Source organism: Clostridioides sp. LIBA-7602 (assembly GCF_056688945.1).
In genome coordinates this window covers 4,033,428-4,051,719 of record NZ_CP196991.1, presented here as the reverse complement: position 1 = coordinate 4,051,719, position 18,292 = coordinate 4,033,428, and the positions used below count along the sequence as shown (strand labels likewise).

At 29.3% G+C, this 18,292-nt stretch carries 18 protein-coding genes; all 18 read left to right on the top strand.

Annotated features, from left to right (window positions below):
* The first annotated feature begins 68 nt into the window (after positions 1-68).
* The 18 genes from ACTG45_RS18790 to ACTG45_RS18705 all read left to right on the top strand — a co-directional run bounded on the left by ACTG45_RS18790 (position 69) and on the right by ACTG45_RS18705 (position 18,292).
* Entirely contained in the window at positions 69-989 is a 921-nt protein-coding gene (locus tag ACTG45_RS18790) for a Ppx/GppA phosphatase family protein (RefSeq protein WP_479917762.1), read from the top strand.
* Positions 990-1,078: 89 nt separating this feature from the next.
* Positions 1,079-3,451, top strand: coding sequence for a stage II sporulation protein E (spoIIE, locus tag ACTG45_RS18785; RefSeq protein WP_479919575.1), 2,373 nt, complete (start codon positions 1,079-1,081; stop codon positions 3,449-3,451).
* Positions 3,452-3,801: 350 nt separating this feature from the next.
* Entirely contained in the window at positions 3,802-5,691 is a 1,890-nt protein-coding gene (gene pepF / locus ACTG45_RS18780) for an oligoendopeptidase F (protein WP_479917760.1), read from the top strand.
* A gap of 114 nt (positions 5,692-5,805) precedes the next feature.
* Positions 5,806-6,771, top strand: coding sequence for a UTP--glucose-1-phosphate uridylyltransferase GalU (galU, locus tag ACTG45_RS18775; RefSeq protein ID WP_479917759.1), 966 nt, complete (start codon positions 5,806-5,808; stop codon positions 6,769-6,771).
* Positions 6,772-7,270: 499 nt separating this feature from the next.
* Positions 7,271-8,875, top strand: a complete 1,605-nt coding sequence (gene rho, locus ACTG45_RS18770; RefSeq protein ID WP_044214027.1) for a transcription termination factor Rho — start codon at positions 7,271-7,273, stop codon at positions 8,873-8,875.
* A gap of 163 nt (positions 8,876-9,038) precedes the next feature.
* Positions 9,039-9,239, top strand: a complete 201-nt coding sequence (gene rpmE / locus ACTG45_RS18765) for a 50S ribosomal protein L31 (RefSeq protein ID WP_021386394.1) — start codon at positions 9,039-9,041, stop codon at positions 9,237-9,239.
* A 144-nt stretch (positions 9,240-9,383) separates the two neighbouring features.
* Positions 9,384-10,277: a DUF1385 domain-containing protein gene (locus ACTG45_RS18760; protein WP_021386432.1), complete on the top strand. Its 894-nt coding sequence runs from the start codon at positions 9,384-9,386 to the stop codon at positions 10,275-10,277.
* Between the two features lie 17 nt (positions 10,278-10,294).
* On the top strand, positions 10,295-11,146 hold the full coding sequence (gene prmC / locus ACTG45_RS18755) for a peptide chain release factor N(5)-glutamine methyltransferase (protein ID WP_021386400.1): 852 nt from the start codon (positions 10,295-10,297) through the stop codon (positions 11,144-11,146).
* Between the two features lie 43 nt (positions 11,147-11,189).
* Complete coding sequence (prfA, locus tag ACTG45_RS18750; RefSeq protein WP_021386387.1) at positions 11,190-12,254, top strand: peptide chain release factor 1; 1,065 nt, start codon at positions 11,190-11,192, stop codon at positions 12,252-12,254.
* A gap of 128 nt (positions 12,255-12,382) precedes the next feature.
* Positions 12,383-13,063 carry a ZIP family metal transporter gene (locus ACTG45_RS18745; protein ID WP_021386431.1) on the top strand — a complete coding sequence of 227 codons (681 nt, stop codon included), beginning with the start codon at positions 12,383-12,385 and terminating at the stop codon, positions 13,061-13,063.
* Between the two features lie 28 nt (positions 13,064-13,091).
* Positions 13,092-14,132 carry an L-threonylcarbamoyladenylate synthase gene (locus ACTG45_RS18740; RefSeq protein WP_479919574.1) on the top strand — a complete coding sequence of 347 codons (1,041 nt, stop codon included), beginning with the start codon at positions 13,092-13,094 and terminating at the stop codon, positions 14,130-14,132.
* Between the two features lie 16 nt (positions 14,133-14,148).
* Positions 14,149-14,598 (top strand): low molecular weight protein arginine phosphatase, encoded by a 450-nt coding sequence (locus tag ACTG45_RS18735; RefSeq protein ID WP_021386416.1) that lies wholly within the window; start codon positions 14,149-14,151, stop codon positions 14,596-14,598.
* A gap of 16 nt (positions 14,599-14,614) precedes the next feature.
* Positions 14,615-15,067 carry a ribose 5-phosphate isomerase B gene (gene rpiB / locus ACTG45_RS18730; protein WP_479919573.1) on the top strand — a complete coding sequence of 151 codons (453 nt, stop codon included), beginning with the start codon at positions 14,615-14,617 and terminating at the stop codon, positions 15,065-15,067.
* A gap of 35 nt (positions 15,068-15,102) precedes the next feature.
* Complete coding sequence (upp, locus tag ACTG45_RS18725) at positions 15,103-15,732, top strand: uracil phosphoribosyltransferase (protein WP_003437840.1); 630 nt, start codon at positions 15,103-15,105, stop codon at positions 15,730-15,732.
* A gap of 288 nt (positions 15,733-16,020) precedes the next feature.
* Positions 16,021-16,836, top strand: a complete 816-nt coding sequence (gene yqeB, locus ACTG45_RS18720; protein ID WP_021386419.1) for a selenium-dependent molybdenum cofactor biosynthesis protein YqeB — start codon at positions 16,021-16,023, stop codon at positions 16,834-16,836.
* Between the two features lie 225 nt (positions 16,837-17,061).
* Positions 17,062-17,499, top strand: coding sequence for a deoxycytidylate deaminase (locus ACTG45_RS18715; protein WP_021386393.1), 438 nt, complete (start codon positions 17,062-17,064; stop codon positions 17,497-17,499).
* A gap of 174 nt (positions 17,500-17,673) precedes the next feature.
* Entirely contained in the window at positions 17,674-17,901 is a 228-nt protein-coding gene (locus ACTG45_RS18710; RefSeq protein WP_021386436.1) for an AtpZ/AtpI family protein, read from the top strand.
* Between the two features lie 4 nt (positions 17,902-17,905).
* Positions 17,906-18,292, top strand: a complete 387-nt coding sequence (locus tag ACTG45_RS18705) for an ATP synthase subunit I (protein ID WP_021386396.1) — start codon at positions 17,906-17,908, stop codon at positions 18,290-18,292.

Below are 18,292 nucleotides of genomic sequence, written 5' to 3'. Positions count from 1 at the left end.
TAAGATTTGATAAAAAAGTCATTCAGTTTAAGGATGGCTTTTTATTTTTATTGAGGAGGTATTTCATAATGAAAGTAGGAGCTATAGACATTGGGACAAACTCAATGAGATTATTAATAGCAGATTATAGAGATGGAAATCTCATAAACAGAAAAAAGTTTGTTAATACAACTAGAATTGGGCATGGTGTAGATAGTAAAGGATATATAAAAGAAGATGCTATTCAAAGAAATATAGATGCCTTAAAAGAATTCTCTGATAAGTGTAATGATGAAAAGTGTGAGAAGGTATATTGTATGGGAACATCTGCCCTTAGAGATAGCAAAAATGGAGATTACTTTGTTAAACTTGCAAAAGAAGAAACTGGAATAGATGTTGATATAGTTACAGGAATAGAAGAATCGAATTTGGGATTTAAGGGTGTCTTAGAAGGTATACAAGGTGATGATAATATTATTGTTATAGATATTGGTGGAGGTTCAACAGAATTTATTATAGGCGACTCAGATGGAATTAAATTTAATAAAAGTGAAAATGTAGGTGCTCTTAGAATGACAGAGAGATTTTTAAAGCATGATATCATTGAAGATGAAGAGTTTGAAAATATGAGTTCATTTATATATAACGAGATTGATGAAACTTTAAATTATATAAAAGAAAGGGGATTAAAAACTCTTATAGGCATAGGTGGTACGATTACATCATTATCAGCAATGAATCAAGAATTAGAGGTTTACTCTATGGAAAAAATACATAATAGTAAAATACACAAAAAAGAAATAGAAGAAATTCTACAAAAATTAATAAACATGACATTAAGTGATAAAAAGAACTTAAAAGGGCTACAAGAAAAACGTGCGGATATTATAACTGCTGGTGTAAAAATATTGAATATAATAATGGAAAAATTAGAAATAGAAGAAATAACCGTAAGTGAATACGATAATTTGGAAGGCTTAATATGTCAAAAGTCAAAAAAAATGTATTAATATTTTTTGATTTTTAAAACCGATTATGACAAAAAAAATTACTCCTCTTTGTTACAATTCTTAATATAAACAAAAGAGGAGGTTTTTTTATGCAAAGAAGTGTAGCAGTTGTGGAGAATAAGACTGTAAAACCAAATGTCATAAAATTAATAAGCGGATATATTGATTTTACTACGGCGGCATTCGCCGTAATGGGATTTTTACTTAGTAGGTCTATTATAGTAGACTCTGTAGCCCCTTTAGGAATTGCCTTTTTTATATGTGCATCAAAGATTGACAAGTACAAGATACCTGTATTCATATCAACATTATTAGGAATATTGTTATCATCTAATGATTTTGGAAATGTAGCAAAATATGCTGTGTGCCTTACAATATTTATGGCGATGAATAAGAAATTAAAATTATCAGATTCAATTGCTAAGGTAGCATTTATAGGTGCAATGATATTACTTCCAATTTCCATGGGACAAGCTTTCTTTTCAAATAGGTATACGTACAATCTTCTTATAGCAGGTGTAGAAGCAATAATAATGTTTATATCTATATATGTGTTTTCTTATGGGATAGGTTTAATGGCCAATGTCAACAATAGGATGTCTGTACGGACAGAAGAAGCTATCTCAATAAGTTTACTGCTGACCTTTAGCATAATGGGGATAGGTGATATATCCTTGTTTGGAATATCAATAAGGACCATTTTATCAACCGTATTGATATTACTGACCTCCATAGTAGGAGGAGCTACCATGGGAGCATCTAGTGGTGTAATTATTGGGGTAGCATCCATTTTAAATAACATGACATCAGCTATTTATATGGGAATATATTCTTTTTCAGGATTAATAGGTGGTGCATTTAATAAAATAAATAAATATTTCTGTATATTAGGATATATTCTAAGTTGGACAATAATATACCTATATACTTCTGGTATTCCTTCTAATATGATGCAATTAAGAGATATACTATTAGGTTGCTTAATAGTCCTGGTGTTGCCAGAGAGGTTGTTTAATAAGATTGAAAAATTAATAAAAAGTAATGTAGCTTCAAATGAAATCGTATACGATTATATTATGAGAAGCAAGAACTTAACTAATAGTAGATTGAATAGTATTTATAAAACTTATGATGACCTTGCAGATACATTTGACAAGATAAGAGAAAAGGATAAGGTACTAGACCAAAGAGATATAGCCAATGTAATAGATATGATTCATAACGATGAATGTAAAAGTTGTAGTATGAGAAGAATGTGCTGGGAATCAAGATTTAATCATACATACACTATGATATATAACATTCTTGAAAAAATTGAGGAGAAGGGAGAATTAAGTTTAAACGATATACCTAAAAACTTTAGAAAGGAATGTATGAAACCAGAGTCAATAGTGAAAATATCAAATCACTATTACAAAATGTTTGTATTAGATTATGATTGGAGTGTGAAGTTTTCAGAAAGTAGAAAATTAATAGCAAATCAGATAAGAAGTATTTCAAAGTCAATTAAATCGTTATCTCAAGATTTAGAGGGCGATATAATGTTGGATATAGAAAAAGAAAAAAATATATATGAGCAATTAGAGAGATATGACATAACAGTTGATAAAGTAAGTTACTTAACGAAGAGTAACAGTGAATTTGAAATATCAATAGAAAAGAAAACTTGTCATGATGGATGTATGTGTGAAGATAAAATTGTGAACATAATTTCAGACCTAGTAGGTGAAAATATGTCTGTTAGAAAAATAGGGTGCCATTGTTTAGGAGGTAAATGTAAGGCAACATTCGTTAAGTCCCAAAAATATAAGGCTGTTACAGAAGTTTCAGCAATGTCAAGGGATGGGCATATTCTTTGTGGAGACAATTACACATATATGGAGATAAATGATGGTAAATATATGATGGCTATAAGTGATGGTATGGGAAAAGGTAAAAAAGCATATGAAGAATCTTCTGCTACCATTGATATATTAGAAAAAATGATAGATGCAAAAATTAAAGACGAAATAGTTATAGATACTATAAATAATATGTTGCTATTAAAGTCTTCAGAAGAGATGTTTTCAACTCTAGATTTGGGAATTTTAGATTTGAAACGAGGCTCTTTAGAGACTATAAAGATGGGAGCGTGTTCTACCTATATAAAAAGAGGTGATGGAGAAGTCGACTTAATATCGTCATCATCATTACCTGTGGGTATATTATCAGATGTAAAAATTGATAGAAAAAATGTAAAAGTTAAGGAAGGAGACTATGTTATAATGGTTTCTGATGGAATTGTAGATGCAGGAAGAAATAACAATTTAGGAGATAATTGGTTAATATACTTCTTAAAGAATATAGAGACTACAAATCCAAAAGAAATTTCAAACTTGATATTAGATAGAGCATTAGAGTTACAAGCGTTACAAATCGAAGATGATATGACTGTTTTAGTTACTAAGATATGTACAAAATAAAATTTATAAAATTCTGTGTATAATATGTGGATAACTTGTGTATAATATGTTAATAGACTTTTGAAAAAAGTATAGTTATTAACAAAAAAAACATATAAATCAACAAAATTTGTTGATAAGTATGGCATAAATGTTAATAAAATGTAAAAAAAGAAAAAACAAAAGCTATTATCAAGAGAGATTCATGTTGAAATAACTAAATTTCTAGGTAAACAAAGCCTGTGAATATGTTGATTATTATGTGGATAACTATTAATTCGATATTTATTTATATAGTATGAATAATTGAATAATATATCTAAAAAAAGCCATCCTATTATTAAGTAAATTTATTGAAAGGATGGCTTTTTATGAATAGAAAATTGTGCAAAGCAATAATACCTTTATTTATTTCTATTTTTTGCATGTTAATAATAAGTATAAAAGCTGACCAAGGATATCAAAAGAATAATGATAGAGCAGTTACTGTCATGAATAATGATACTGAAGATGATGCTGAAAAAAAACAAGAAATAGATTATGAAAAAACATGTTGGAACTTACAATCTTTGTTTAAAAGTGATGACCAATGGAAAAAAGAACTTAAGAGTTTTGATAAAGATACTAAAGAATTAAAAAATTACATAGGTAAAGTAACAAAATCACCAACACATTTGTCTTTTGCCTTAAATATCAAGGAAAAGCTTGATATAAGATTAAATAGACTTTCTGCCTATGTAAAATTAAAACAAGATACTAATAAAAATTCATATAAATATTTAGATATGAATGATACTATGAGTAAATCTTATGGCAACTATATGGGGATTTGTTCGGATTTAGAATTAGAGATATTAAAATTATCAAACAAAGATTATAAGAAAATTATTTCAAATAAAAATATAAATAGGAAATATGGTGCATATTTAAGAGATATAAGAAGAAATAAAGTACATTATTTGGATGATAAGTCAGAAGACATCCTAAGCAAAGTGTCTTCAATAAGTAGTCTTCCAAGTCAAGTTTATGAATTATTTAGGAATATGGATAGAAAAACTAATTTGACACCAGCTCAATATGCTAGTGAATTAGAATCATCAGACAGAGAAAATAGAAAAAAAGCTTATCAAGATGAACTTATAACCTACAACGATAATGTAAATACAATTGCAGGTTTGATTACTGGTCAAGTTAAAAAGAATATTTTCTATTCTCAAGAGAGAGGTTATGAGTCTTCTTTAGAAATGTATTTGGAGTCTGATAATGTAGATGAAAAAGTATACAATAATTTAATAAGAACTGTAAATGGAAACATGGACAGTCTACACAAATATATAGATTTAAGGAAAAAAGTCTTAAAATTAGATAAGGTTCATTCATATGATATGTTTGTACCTATAGTTAAAGCTGTTGATAATAATATTAACTATGAAAAAGCACAGAGCATAGTGTATTCAGCATTATCACCTTTAGGAAAAGAATATAATGATGTAGTCTATAAAGCTTTCAATGAAAAATGGATAGATGTCTATTCACATGAAAATAAAGTAAGTGGTGGGTATTGCTTATCTGTTTATGAAAATCATCCATATATACTTTTGAATTATAATAATTCGTTAGGCTCAGTTTCAACTTTATCTCATGAACTTGGTCATGCTGTATATGAATATTTAAGTTCTAAGAGTCAAAACTATTTTAATTCAAATCCATCTATATTTACTCATGAGGTTGCATCTACAACTAATGAAGCATTACTTTATGAGATGCTTATAAGAGAAGCTAAAGGTAATGATGAAAAAGCTTATTATATAACACAATATTTAGACTTAATAAAAGATACTCTTTATACACAAACGATGTATGCTGAATTTGAAAAAACTATACATGAGTTAGTGGAAAAAGGAAAAAGTGTAAATGCGCTAGTATTAAATGATGTTTGGGGACAACTTCTTAAAAAATATTATGGACAAAGCTATGAATTAGACCAATTATCTAAGGTCGGATGGGCTAGAATCCCACATTTTTACAATAGTTTCTATGTCTATAAATATGCAACAGGTTGTAGTGCAGGAGTAAGTTTTGCCCAAGACATACTAAAAAATGGTTCAGATAACTATATAAATTTTCTTAAAAAGGGAAGCTCAGATTATCCAATAAACTTGTTAAAATCAAGTGGTATAAATTTAACTAATACAAAGCCTATAGAAAATACAATCAAAAAATTTGACAGCTTAGTAGCAGAACTTGAAAAGCTATTATAAAAGATTATTATAATCCACATGGTAAATATATCGAATTAATGATAAAATATACTAAAAGTTTAAAGTCCTATCAAGATAGGGCTTTTTATTTATTAATTAGTGGGAGATGATTCTATGCAAGTTAAAGTTAAAAAAGCCGTAATACCAGCAGCAGGTTTAGGGACTAGGTTTTTGCCAGCTACTAAGGCACAGCCAAAAGAAATGTTACCAATAGTTGATAAACCAACTCTACAATACATAATAGAAGAAGCTGTGGCTTCAGGGATAGAGGAAATACTAATAATAACAGGTAGAAATAAAAAGTCTATTGAAGACCACTTTGATAAATCCGTAGAATTGGAACTTGACTTAGAGAAAAAAGGCAAAAAGGAATTGTTAGAGATAGTCCAAAATATATCTAACATGATTAATATACATTATATAAGACAGAAAGAGCCAAAAGGATTGGGTGATGCAATTTATTGTGCTAGACACTTTATAGGCGATGAGCCTTTTGCAGTAATGTTAGGTGACGATATTGTAGATAATGATGTACCTTGCCTAAAGCAGCTAACAGATGCATATGAAGAGTATAGAACTACAATATTAGGTGTTCAGAAAGTGAATCTAGAAGACACTAATAAATATGGTATAATAGAAGCAAAAAATATAGAAGGTAGAGTTTATAAGGTAAAAGATATGGTAGAAAAGCCGGAGCCAGGAAAAGCTCCTTCAAATATTGCTATCTTAGGTAGATATATAATAACTCCTGAAATATTTGATATTCTTAAAGATTTGCCACCAGGTAAAGGTGGAGAGGTGCAATTAACAGATGCTTTAAAAATATTGTCTAGGAAAGAAGCTATGTATGCATACAACTTTGAAGGAAAGAGATACGACGTTGGTGATAAGCTAGGATTTTTAGAAGCTACTGTTGATTTTGCTCTAAAAAAAGAAGACCTTAAGAAAGATTTTATCAAGTACTTAAAACATGTTTGTGAGGAATTTGATAAAGATAAAAATGTGTTATACAATAGCACAGATGAAGAATTGGACTCATCTGAAGTGTGCGATGCTAGAGAACTTGAAATTCAAAAATAATTAGTGAAAGGTGATGTATTGTGGCAAAATCAAGTCAGAAAAAAATTAATAGAATAATAGCTGTTGGGATTGTGGGAATTCTTGTATTAACAAGCATAACAGCTGTTTTAAGTATGATTGCAACTATGTAATAGGATAAATAACTACAGTGAATATACATAAATATAAAAACCATATATAACTTAATGTAGTTAAAAATTTACAACATTTTAGTTATGTATGGTTTTTAGAATTTATAAATGTAAAAAAAAATTTTTATAATAGTTGCATATTTTAAGGGAAAATATTATTATAAGATATAAATATAGTGATAAATTTATAAAAACGTGCTAAGATTGGACTTGAGATACAATAATATAATGGATAACAGTGTTTTAAATTTTATTTATTGACCATAATGTATAAATAGTGATATTATTAGACTTAACTGTTTAAATAAGACTTTTCTTTTTCATGCCTTCAATTTCCAAAATAAGTATGTATATAAATGAATATATAGATGAGGAGGATTTTTTTGATTTTAGATGATAAAGTATTAGAAGGATTAGGTAGTAAAACCTTAGTTGAACTAAGAGAGATAGCTAAAGAATTAAAAATAAAATCAATTACTACATATAAGAAAAATGAGTTAATTGAGATTATAAATTCTAAAAGTAAAAATGAGGAAAAAGTAAACGAAGAGATTAAAGAAAAAAATGAAGATATTAAAGAAGACATAAAAAATAGAAAAGAAAATATAGAGCGTGAGAGTATAGAAAAAGAAGTTGAATATAAGAGCCCTACCAAATCATACAACAAGAAAGAAATAGATACTCAAAATATTTCCCAAAACCAAGAAAACAGAAACCAAAGAAATGATTATAATAAGACAACGAATGTAAATGATTGTAATAAGGCATCAAATATATCTAATAGAATGGTCAGAAATAATAATAAAAACTATTATATGCCTAAACAAGTCGATGAATCTAAGATAGTTGATGAATTTAACACATCAAAAGAAGATGAAGTAGTAGGTGTACTTGAAATTTTGCCAGATGGATTTGGTTTTTTAAGAGGTTCAAATTATTTATCTACTGAAGGAGATGTTTATGTCTCACCATCTCAAATAAGAAGATTTAATATGAAAACAGGAGATAAAATTAAAGGGATAACTAGACATCCAAAAAGCGGAGAGAAATTTAGAGCACTTTTATACGTTCAAAAAATAAATGATGAAAATCCTGATACAGCTATACAAAGAAACGCATTTGAGACATTAACACCAATATTCCCAGAAGAACGACTTACACTGGAGACTAATAGAAATGAAATAGCAACAAGAATTATAGATTTAATTTCTCCTATAGGAAAAGGACAAAGGGGATTAATAGTAGCACCTCCAAAGGCTGGGAAAACAGTTCTTTTAAAAAGTGTTGCAAATAGCATAGCTAAAAATCATCCAAATGTTGAGCTTATAGTACTTCTTATAGATGAAAGACCAGAGGAAGTTACTGACATGAAAGAATCTATTGAAGGAGATGTTATATATTCTACTTTTGACCAAGTATCAAGTCATCATGTTAAAGTTGCAGAGATGGTGTTAAATAGAGCTCAAAGACTAGTTGAGCATGGGAAAGATGTAGTAATCTTATTAGATAGTATAACTAGACTAGCAAGAGCATATAACCTTACAATATCTCCTACAGGTAGAACTTTGTCTGGTGGTATTGACCCTGGTGCACTTCATGGACCTAAGAAGTTCTTTGGAGCAGCCAGAAATATTAGACAAGGTGGCTCTTTAACTATACTAGGAACAGCATTGGTTGAAACTGGTTCTAGGATGGATGATGTAATATTTGAGGAATTTAAAGGTACAGGAAATATGGAATTGCATCTAGATAGAAAGTTAGCTGAAAAGAGAATATTCCCTGCAATAGATATTTACAAATCTGGGACAAGAAGAGATGACTTATTGCTTGATGATGAAGAAAAGACAGCTCTTTGGAGATTAAGAAGAGAAATGAGCAATAATTCAGTAATGGAAATTACAGATAAAGTCATTGAACTTATAAAAAGAACTAAGGACAATAAAGAGTTTGTAAAATCAATAAAGAATTTGTAAAGTCAGCAATATATCAGCAATATAAATGTAAATATAGATTATATAAAGTAATGGAAAAATCACTTGAATGGCATAATAAGTTGTGCTATAATAATGTAGTTGATAATGTAAAAAGAAAGTTAATATAATTAATTTTTTTAAATAAAGAGAAGAGGTGACTATAATGCAAAAGGAAATACAACCAAAATACAATCCAGTTGAAGTGCGTTGTGCTTGTGGGAACACATTTGCTGCTGGTTCAACTAAGGACGAAATAAAAGTTGAAATATGTTCAGAGTGCCATCCATTCTATACAGGAAAACAAAAGAACATAGAAAAAGGTGGAAGAATCGACAAATTCAAGAAAAGATTCAAAATGGATTAATTTTTATAAAAATGGAGTTGGAGGAAGCCAACTCCTATTTTATTACAAAAAAACATTCATATTCTACTTTAAATTGTCTTTTTGTATTATAATAATAAATATGTAAAATTGAGTATTCTAAATACAATAAAATGAGGTGAGTGGATGTCAAAACAAGCTGTAGGTGGGCAAGCTGTTATTGAAGGTGTAATGATGCAATCAAAAGACAAAAGAGCAGTAGCTGTTAGAAAAAGTGACGGAGAAATAGCACTAAAAGAAGATAGAATAAAAAGTTGGGTAAGAGATAAGAATATAGATAAGATACCTTTTGTTAGAGGTTCTTTTGTTATGATAGATACAATGATTCAAGGGATAAAAAGTTTAAATTTTTCTTCAGAATTTTTTATGGAAGAAGCAGAAGAGGATAAATTTGATTTATTTATAAAGAAAATTTTTAAAGATAAGGCAAATGATATAATTATAATATTTTCATTGGTCATAGCAATGCTACTTTCTGCTGGATTATTTATTTTCATACCTACATTAGTAGGAGGAGCTTTTTCTAAGGTAATGCCTAATGACTTTATGCTCAATTTAATAGAAGGTATTATAAGAATAGTGATATTGTTTGCATATATAGTACTAATCTCACGAAGCAAGGATATAGAAAGAGTATTTCAATATCATGGTGCAGAACATAAATCTATATATTGTTATGAAAATGATTTAGAACTTACAGTAGAGAATGCAAGAAAATTTAAAAGATTACATCCTAGATGTGGTACGAATTTTTTATTTATAGTTATGGCTGTGTCAATAATACTGTTTGCGTTTTTTGGTTGGCCAAATCCAATCCTTAGAATATTTATGAGAATCATATGTGTGCCTATAGTAGCAGGTTTATCCTATGAAGTAATTAGAATTCTTGGAAAATATGATAATAGATTCACTAAAATTGTTGCATACCCAGGAATGATGTTGCAATATTTTACAACAAAAGAGCCTGATGATGAGCAACTAGAGGTAGCCTTAGAAGCGTTAAAGGCAGTGGTAGATTAAAGAAAAGGATATTTATTATGACGATAAAAGATATAATTATTAAATATTCAGATACATTTAAAGATATAAGTGATACTCCAAGATTAGACACAGAGTTATTATTGCAAAAAGCATTAGGTGATGTTGATAGACTGTATATTCACTTAAATCTAAATAAAGAGTTAACTGAAGAACAAGAAATAAAATTTATAGGTTTTGCTAAAGAAAGATTAAATGGAAGACCAATAGCCTATATAGTTGAAAATAGAGAGTTTATGGGATTAGATTTTTTTGTTAAAGAAGGTGTATTAATACCAAGACCAGATACAGAAACTTTAGTAGAAGAAATAATTGAAATATGTAAGGGAAAAAAAGATGTAAGTATACTAGACATAGGTACTGGCTCTGGTGCTATTACAGTTAGTTTGGCAAAATACATTGAAAATTCTAAAGTAATGTCTTTTGATGTATCAGAAATAGCTTTAGAAATAGCTAAAAAAAATGCTATTATAAATGAAGTTGATGAAAAGATAAAATACATTAATTCTGATTTATTTACAGCAATAAGTGATAGTAATATAAAATTTGATATCATAGTTTCAAATCCACCATATATTAAAAAGCAAGATATAGAAACTTTGCATACACAAGTAAAAGATTATGAGCCATATAATGCTCTTGAAGGTGGAGAAGATGGATTAGATTTTTATAGAAAAATAACAGAGCAAGGTAAGAAATATTTAAATAGATGTGGAATATTAGCATATGAAGTTGGTCATAATCAAGCTGAAGATGTTATTAATATTATGAAAAGCAATGGATATAAAAAAATATATACAAAGAAGGATATTCAAGGCATTGATAGAGTTGTTATAGGTTACAATATATGATATAATCAACAATTGATATGTTACATTTAATCGAGGTGAAAGTATGTTAAAAAAATTAGAGGTATTGGAAGATACATATAAAGACTTAAGTGAAAAAATAGGTGACCCTGATATAATAAATGATCAAAAAGTTTGGCAAAAGTATATAAAAGAACATGCTGACTTAGAACCTATTGTTATGAAATACAGAGAGTATAGAAATGTTTTAGATAGTATAAAAGAATCAAAAGAAATATTGCAAGAAGAGTCAGATGAAGAACTAAGAGAATTAGCTAAGATGGAATTAGCTGAGATGGAAGAAAAAGTAGAACCTTTAGAGGATGAAATAAAAATATTATTATTACCTAAAGACCCTAATGATGATAAAAATGTTATAGTTGAAATTAGAGGTGGAGCTGGAGGCGATGAAGCAGCTCTATTTGCAGGTGATTTATTTAGAATGTATTCAAGATATGCTGAGAGAAGAAGATGGAAAATAGAATTATTAAGTGCAAGTGATACTGGAGTTGGTGGATATAAAGAAGTATCTTTTATGATAAAAGGTAAGGGAGCATATTCAAGATTAAAGTATGAGTCTGGAGTTCATAGAGTCCAAAGAATACCATCAACTGAATCTGGTGGAAGAATACACACATCAACTTCTACGGTTGCAGTATTACCAGAAGTTGAAGATGTAGAAGTTGATATAAATCCAAATGATTTAAGAATAGACGTTTTCCGTTCTTCAGGTAATGGAGGACAAAGTGTCAACACTACTGACTCTGCAGTTAGGGTAACACATATACCTACAGGTGAAGTAGTATCTTGTCAGGATGGAAAATCACAATTAAAAAATAAAGAGCAAGCTTTAAAAATATTAAAAGCTAGACTTTACGATAAAGCATTGGCAGAGCAACATAAAGATATAGCAGCAGAAAGAAAGAGCCAGGTTGGAACAGGAGACAGATCAGAAAGAATAAGAACATATAATTTCCCTCAAGGTAGAATAAGTGACCATAGAATAAATTTAACTTTATATAAGTTAGATGCGTTCTTAGATGGAGATATAGATGAAATGATAGATGCTTTAATTACTGTTGACCAAACAGAGAAAATGACTGCAATATAAGTAATGTTTTAAAGAAGCTGTTTCTTTCTAGAAATTATTTTCTATTTTGAAACAGCTATTTTGCATTTTAGGTCATGTTATCATATTCTACTGTATATAATTGTTATATACAAGTATAGGAGGGTTATATGATACTAAAAGTAACAATGATTGGACTTTTGGCAGGTGTTATAGGGACAGGATTAGGAGGAGTAATATCAGCTATTTTTAAAAAGGAAGTTGATAAATATCTAAATTTCTTTATGGGATTATCTGGTGGAATAATGTTAGCTGTAGTGGTATTTGATTTGATGAAAGAATCAATGGATAAAATGGGGATAATCAATACAGTTATATTTACATTTGTTGGAGCTCTCATAACTATGTACATAAAAACAAAATTAGATGTGTCTGGAAGTATGACATCTGGGTATCTTATATTCATAAGTATATTACTACATAATTTGCCAGAAGGGTTAGCTATAGGTTCTTCTTTCATGTCAACTGAAAGCTTAGGTATTACTCTTGCTATAGTTATAGGTCTACATAATATACCAGAAGGATTGGCTATGGCATTGGGTTTAGTTTGTAATAAAATGAAACTAGGTAAAGTTATTTTATTTACTGTAATAGCTGGACTACCTATGGGTCTAGGAAGTTTTTTAGGTGTTTATTTTGGAGGAGCATTTACGTCTCTTATAGGTGTATTTCTTGCCACAGCAGGAGGTACAATGATGTATGTTGTATTGGAAGAAATTTTTCCGCATTCAAAAAGTGTGTATTGTATAATTGGTTTTTTGGTAGGTACAATAATTGTAAACTATATATAAAATTAAAATGAAAGCAGGCATACAAAAGATGAAAACTATTATAAGTAGTATTGATATAAATAATATTGATTATGAGGAAATAAAAATACAAGCAAAACTTCTTAGAGAAGGTAAGACAGTTATCTTTCCAACTGAGACAGTATATGGACTAGGTGCAAATGCGTTAGATGAAAATGCAGTAAAGAAGATTTATGAGGCTAAAGGAAGACCTAGTGATAATCCATTAATAGTCCATATCTATGAAAAAGAAGAAGTATATGATTTAGCTAAAGATATAAGTGATAAAGCTAAACTTGTTATAGAAAAGCTTTGGCCAGGGCCTATAACAATAATATTAAATAAGAAAGATATAATTCCATATAGAACTAGTGGGGGGCTTGATACAGTTGCAATAAGGATGCCTTCTAATGTTATTGCCAGGGCAATAATAAAAGAAGCTGGTGTACCTATTGCAGCGCCTTCTGCAAATATATCTGGTAGACCATCTCCAACAAAAGCAAAACATGTCTATGAAGAAATGAATGGAAGAGTAGACGGGATAGTTTTAGGTGGAGATAGTAACTTTGGGTTGGAGTCAACAGTATTAGATTTAACAGAAGAAACTCCAATGATATTGAGACCAGGGAGTATAACTAAAGAAGTTTTAGAAGAAATTCTTGGAGAAGTAAAGCTCGACCCATCATTAAGTAAAAAAGAGGATAATCAAAAAGCTAAGGCTCCTGGAATGAAGTATAAACACTATTCTCCAAATGCAGATGTATATATTATATCTGGAAAAAGAGAAAATGTAGCAACAAAGATAAATGATATGATAAAATCTAATAGAGAGAAAGGCCTAAAAACAGGCGTAATGTGTATTAGTAGAAATAGAGAGTTTTATGATGGAGAAGTGATAGATTTAGGAAGCACTCTTGAAGAAGTTGCAAGTAATCTGTTTGATGCTCTTATAGAAATGGATAAAAAGGGTATTGATGTCATATATTCAGAGGAGTTCCCTAAGACTGGAGTTGGACAAGCAATTATGAATAGACTACTTAAGTCAGCAGGATATAAAGTAATAAAGGCTTAAAAGGGAGTTGTAAAATATGAATATACTTATTGTATGTACAGGTAATACTTGTAGAAGTCCTATGGCTGAGGCTATATTAAAGAAGGAAATTGAAAAATCAGGAAGAAATATTGAAGGATATTGCATATCATCAGCAGGTATATCTACAGTAGATGGTATGAATGCTTCCCAAAATTCTATAGAAGTATTAAAAGAATTAGGGATAGACTTGTCGAATCATAGAAGTAAAGTAATTACTAAGGAATTAATAGATAACTCAGATATAATACTAACAATGACCAAGTATCATAAAGAAATTTTAGTACAAGCAGTTCCAAAATGCAAAGAAAAAGTGTATACTTTTAAAGGGTTTGTAAATGAAAATGAGGCAGATATATCTGACCCATTTGGTGGAAATTTAGATACTTATAGAGATACTATGGAAGAAATAATGTATTCTGTCAACGAAATAGTAAAAAAAATATGAATTGGAGGATAAACAAATGAAGATAGGATTAGGTTGTGACCATGGAGGATATAATTTAAAAAAAGAAATAATAAGCTATTTAGAAGGTAGAGGTATAGAATGTGTAGATTATGGAACTAATAATGCGACAGATTCTGTTGATTATCCTGTTTATGGAGAAGTAGTTGCAAATGCAGTTATAGATAAAGAAGTAGATTATGGAATATTATGTTGTGGTACAGGTATAGGAATATCTCTAGCTGCAAATAAGGTTTCTGGAATAAGATGTGCAGTTGTATCAGATGTATTTTCTGCAAAAATGTCAAAAGCACATAATGATGCAAATATGTTGTCATTAGGTGAAAGAGTTTTAGGAAAAGGTCTAGCACTTGAAATAGTTGAGGCATGGATTAATACAGATTTTGAAGGTGATAGACATGCTAGAAGAGTAAATATGATTAAATCAATAGAAGAAAAACACAATAAATAATAAAAATTACAGTTTTATCAGGAGGAATTATCAAAATGAGTAAAGTGGTAGAGACAAACCATCCATTAATACAACATAAATTAACTTTAATGAGAGATAAAAATACTGGTTCTAAGGATTTTAGAGAACTTTTAACTGAAATTGCAATGCTTATGGGATATGAAATAACAAAAGATATACCATTAAAAGATGTCGAAATAGAAACTCCTATTCAAAAAACATCATCTAAAGTAGTTGCAGGTAAAAAGTTAGCAATAATTCCAATTTTAAGAGCAGGTCTTGGAATGGTAGATGGATTAGTAAGTTTAATGCCAGCAGCAAAAGTTGGGCATGTAGGGTTATATAGAGACCCAGAAACATTAAAACCAGTTGAATATTATTGTAAACTTCCTCAAGACATAGGAGAAAGAGATATAATAGTAGTTGACCCTATGCTTGCAACAGGAGGGTCTGCTGTAGCAGCTATAGATTTACTTAAATCTAAAGGAGCTAAAAGTATAAAACTAGCTAATTTAGTAGCTGCTCCAGAAGGTATAGCAGAAGTACAAAAATATCACGATGATGTTGATATATATGTTGCATCAGTTGATGAAAGATTAAATGAACATGGATATATAATTCCTGGTCTTGGTGATGCTGGCGATAGATTATTTGGAACTAAATAAAAATAAATAACTATAAATATTTCTTAGGGACTTTCTTATGTAGTATATAATTTTATGTAAGAAGGTTCCTTTTTATGTATTTTTCTCAAAATAGTAATTCTTGAATTGATAAATTTCTCGAATTGAGAATAAAAAGTTTTTACCAATTAAAAAAGAATGGCTATTTTACAGGAATCTACAAAATAGTGGCGTTTTTTAATGTGGCATGTTAGTTGCTTACAATTAAATTGATATGTATTAATTTAATTAAAAATAAAGTATGAATGATACTATTAGGAGTGATAATACATGAAAAATTGTATAGTGGTAAGAGGAGCAGGAGATTTAGCAACAGCAGTTATTCATAAATTACACAATAGTGGTTTTAAAGTGATTGCTCTAGAAATAGAAGAACCGTTAGCTATAAGAAGACAAATTTCTTTTTGTGAAGCTGTTTATGAAAAAAAGGTAGTTGTTGAAGGTGTGGAGTGCATACTTTGTAATACTGAAAAAGAAATAGAAGAAACTTTGTCTCAAGATAAAGTAGCACTGATTATAGACCCAAAAGGAGAAATGCTATCTAAGATAAATCCGATTGTTTTGGTTGATGGAATATTAGCTAAGAAAAACTTAGGTACAACTAGAGAAATGGCACCACTTACAATAGCGTTAGGTCCTGGGTTTTGTGCAGGGGAAGATGTAGATATTGTGATAGAAACAATGAGAGGTCATAACCTAGGAAGAATAATAACTGATGGTAGAGCAGAAAAAAATACAGGAATACCAGGTGCAATAAAAGGTTTTGCTAAAGAGAGGGTAATGCATTCACAGTATACTGGAATAATGGAAAATGTATGTAAGATAGGTGACATAGTTGAAAAGGGAGACTTACTTTGTTATATTAGTGATTATGAAAAAAAACATGAAGTTAGAGCAACAATATCTGGAGTGCTTAGAGGATTATTAAAAGACGGGGCAAAGGTAACTAAAAATTTAAAAATACTGGACATAGACCCTAGAAAAGAAGAAGTTAAGAATGCTTTTACAATATCAGATAAAGCTAGATGCATAGCTGGAGGGGTTTTAGAAGCCATATTAAACAAAGGAATCTATCCAAAAAATTAATTTATATTAGATAAGGCTATTAATATTTTATTAAGATGATATAATAAATTTAATAGATTAAAGAGAGCATATAACGGGTATTTAAAATTTAAATGGTAAAAATGCTCTTTTTTTATTGGACATTCAATTAACATGTGTATATAATATAAAAATAAGTATTTATTTAGCTTGAAATCTAATAAATATATAAGACCAGTACATAAGCAAAGAGGAGAAAAGTAAATTATGAGACCATCATGGGATGAATACTTCATGGAAATTGCAGAAGTAGTGAAAAAGCGTTCAACTTGTATTAGAAGACAAGTAGGTGCTGTCATTGTAAGGGACAAACAAATATTAACAACTGGATATAATGGCTCTCCAAGAAATCTTGAACACTGTGAAAATATTGGATGTAAAAGGGAGGAGCTAAATATTCCTTCAGGGGAAAGACATGAATTATGTAGAGCATTACATGCTGAACAAAATGCCATAATACAAGCTGCCCATAATGGTATTAGTGTAGATGGGGCAACTTTGTATGTTACTACAAGGCCTTGTGTTTTGTGTGCAAAAATGTGCATAAATGCAGGTATATTAAAAATTGTTTATGAAGGTGATTATCCAGATGACATGTCTACAGAATTGCTAAAAGAAGCAGGAATAGAGCTTATAAAATTTTAGTAAAGGATAATGACATGACAATAAATGCTAAATTATGACAATGGAATAGGATGATTAAAAGAAAGTGTTTGAAAAATCATCTGATTAGTAGTAAGATATATTTTATAATTAAATAAATTTATGATATAGATTAATTAAATGTTATTTATTTTGTAATAATGAGGGATACTATTTATGAGTAAAAGAAATACACATATGGAAATTGCAAAGTTGTTTAGTTTAATAAGTCAAATAGGATTGATGATTGTAATATCAATATTAGGATGTACTTTCTTAGGAAAATTTTTAGATAGTAAATTAAATACTAGTCCAGTTCTGACGATAATATTTTTATTGTTAGGTGTTGGAGGAGCTTTCAGTGGTGTTTATAAAACTCTAATAGTATATACACGAAGGAAGTGATATATTGGATATAAAATTACTTAACCAAGTAAGGTCAGTAACAAAGGGTATAGTAATATTTGATGTAATTTTAATTGTGCTAATGTTGATAACATCAACATTAAGTAAGCCAGTATTATTAGGACTTATATTTGGCTCTATAATAGCTATGTTAAATTTTAGATTATTGGCAATATCACTGGAAAAATCGGTGACATTTTCTGCTGGAAAGGCACAAGCTTATGCATCAGCACAATATACCATTAGGTTATTTATAATGGCGGTTGTTCTAATTGCTTCAGCTAAAGTACCACATTTAAACATAATCGGAACAGCATTAGGATTATTGAGTACAAAGTTTGTCATATTATCAAAAAACTTTATAAATAAATTAAAGAGGAAGGAGGCATAA